This is a genomic window from Candidatus Protofrankia californiensis, assembly GCF_900634765.1.
GTDB lineage: Bacteria > Actinomycetota > Actinomycetes > Frankiales > Frankiaceae > Protofrankia > Protofrankia californiensis.
Window position 1 is genome coordinate 1,618 of sequence record NZ_CAAAFT010000267.1, and the last position, 2,712, is coordinate 4,329.

Annotated in this window: 1 protein-coding gene, 1 pseudogene and 1 riboswitch; the gene and the pseudogene both read left to right on the forward strand. The window is 74.6% G+C overall.

The window, feature by feature from the left end; genetic code table 11:
- Nucleotides 1-381: pseudogene (locus DD1DGNOD_RS29485) on the forward strand (ketosynthase chain-length factor); the annotation flags it as partial.
- A gap of 169 nt (nucleotides 382-550) precedes the next feature.
- A riboswitch (cobalamin riboswitch) is annotated at nucleotides 551-676 on the forward strand.
- Between the two features lie 103 nt (nucleotides 677-779).
- Nucleotides 780-2,712 (forward strand): VWA domain-containing protein (locus DD1DGNOD_RS14670; protein ID WP_131770391.1); only part of this gene is annotated, 1,933 nt, incomplete at its 3' end.

Sequence of the window (2,712 nt, forward strand, 5' to 3'; positions counted from 1 at the left end):
CTCGACGACGCCGGACTGACCCCCGACGACGTCGACGTCGTGTTCGCCGACGGCATGGGAACGCGCGAACACGACCTGCTGGAGGCACGCGCCCTGGGCACCGTCTTCGGTGACCGTCTCGCCCGCCTGCCGGTGACGGCCCCGCACGGTCTCGTCGGGCGCCTGTGCGCCGGGACGCCTGCTCTCAACGTGGCAACCGCGCTCCTGGCGATGCGGGACGGGGTGGTCCCCCCGGTGGGCAACCTGACCGATCCGGACCCGGCGTACGGGCTGCATCTGGTCACGGGAGGCCCGCGCAGGATGCCGGTGGACGTCGCCATGGTCAACGCCCGCGGTTACGGAGGATTCAACAGCTGTCTCGTCCTGACCTCGACCACCTGACCCTGGCAGCCTGCCTCGACGGCCTCTCACCCCGTGACCGTCCGACCCGGTGTACGCGGCGTCGGTGCCGGTACGCTCAGGAGCGCACCGGCTGGCGCGCGGGTGCGGGCAGCGCGAAGCCGTCCGCGTGGTGCCGTGTTGTGCCATGCTGGGTGGGCGACGGCAGTGGAGGAAGCCGGTGGGAATCCGGCGCGGTCCCGCCACCGTAACCGGGGAGCGAACCCTCACCGTGTGTCACGGATGCGCATGCGTCCGGAAGGCCGAGGGGGAGCACTGATCCGGAAGCCGGGATACTTCGGCCGTCCGCACCGTTACCGAGGGCGAGGAAACCCGAGGGAGGACCGCGGCATGCCCATTCACGCCCGCCAGCCGGTGGTCGGCGCATGGTCGGGAGCATGATGACGGCCTACCCGCTGTCCGCGGTGGTGGGTATGGACGATCTACGGCTCGCGCTCGTTCTCAACGCGGTGTCACCGGCCATCGGTGGGGTGCTCGTCCGCGGGGAGAAGGGCACCGCCAAGTCGACGGCGGTGCGGGGGCTTGCGGCCCTGCTTCCGCCCCTGCACGTGGTGACCGGATGCCGGTTCTCCTGCGACCCGGCCGCCTCCGACGACGCCGACTGCCCGGACGGCCCGCATCCCCCCGGCAGCCCTGCGGCGACCCGGACGGTGCGGCTGGTGGAGCTGCCGGTGGGAGCCTCCGAAGACCGGGTGACCGGGTCAATCGACCTCGACCGGGCGCTCGCCGAGGGTGTCACGGCGCTGCGCCCCGGGCTGCTGGCCGCCGCCCACCGCGGCCTGCTCTACGTCGACGAGGTCAACCTCCTGCACGATCATCTTGTCGACCTGCTGCTGGACGCGGCCGCGCTCGGTGTCGCCCACGTCGAACGCGACGGGGTGTCGGTCCGCCACGCCGCCCGGTTCCTGCTGGTCGGGACGATGAACCCGGAAGAGGGCGAACTGCGCCCGCAGCTGCTGGACCGGTTCGGGCTGACCGTCGAGGTCGCGGCCAGCCGGGATCCGCGGGTCCGGGCCGAGGTGGTGCGCCGCCGGCTGGCCTACGACGCCGACCCGCGGGCCTTCGCCGCCACCTGGGCGGACGAGGACGCAGCCCTTGCCGCCCGGATCGCCGCCGCCCGCGACCGGCTGCCCGCCGTGGACCTGTCCGACACGGCATTGCGCCAGGTCACCGCGGTCTGCGCCGCGTTCGACGTGGACGGGATACGCGCGGACGTGGTCACGGCCCGCACCGCGATCGCGCTGGCCGCCTGGGAGGGCCGGGACAGCGTCGCCGCCGACGACGTGCGCCGCGCCGCCCGTCTCGCGTTGCCGCACCGGCGCCGCCGGGGCCCGTTCGACGCTCCCGGCCTGGACGAGAACACCCTTGCCGAGGCCCTGGAGCAGGCCGGGGAACCGCCCACGGACCCCGACGGACCACCGGCCGGCGGTGGCGGAGGTCGTTCCGGCGCCGGTAGTGATGCTGGAGATGCTGACAGTGATGGTGATGGCAGCCGTGGCGACGGTGCTGGTGGTGGACTGCCGTTCACCCCGGCCGGCGACCTGCCGGCCCCGCGTCCGGCCGAAGCGGAACCCCTCCACCAGGCGGAAGCGGAAGCGGAGCCCGCCTGCGAGCCGGCCGTCGCACCCGGTCACGGCCGGTACGGCCAACCCGACCCGCGTCGCGGGCAGGTGGACGCCACCGATGCCGTGGAGGCCGCCGACGGCCGTCCCGCCGACCCGCCCGGACCGGCGTTCCGCCCCCGCCGCCTGGAGATCCCCGACATCGGTACCGGCCTCGGCGCGGCCGGGCGGCGCTCACGGGCCCGCACCCGCCACGGTGCGGTGGTCACCGCGTCGCCGGAAGCCACCGGCCTGCACCTGCCGGCGACCCTGCGGGCAGCCGCGCCGTGGCAGCATGACCGCGGACGCCGCGGGCCGGGGCTGGTCCTGAGGCCGTCCGACCGGCGCGGCGCCGTGCGGGAAGGACGCGAGGGCAACCTGGTGCTGTTCGTGGTGGACGCCAGTGGTTCCATGGCCGCCCGCGCCCGGATGCGTACAGTCACCACGGCCGTGCTCTCCCTGCTCCTGGACGCCTACCAGCGCCGCGACAGGATCGGAATGATCACGTTCAGAGGTGCGGGCGCCGACGTCGTCCTCCCGCCGACGTCCAGCGTGGAGGTGGGTGCGGCGCGGCTGAGGTCCCTGCCGACCGGCGGGCGCACCCCCCTTGCCGCCGGGCTCACCCGCGCAGGGCAGGTCCTGGCCACCGAACACCGGCGTGACCCCGACCGGCGCGCGCTGCTGGTCGTCGTCACAGACGGCCGGTCCACGA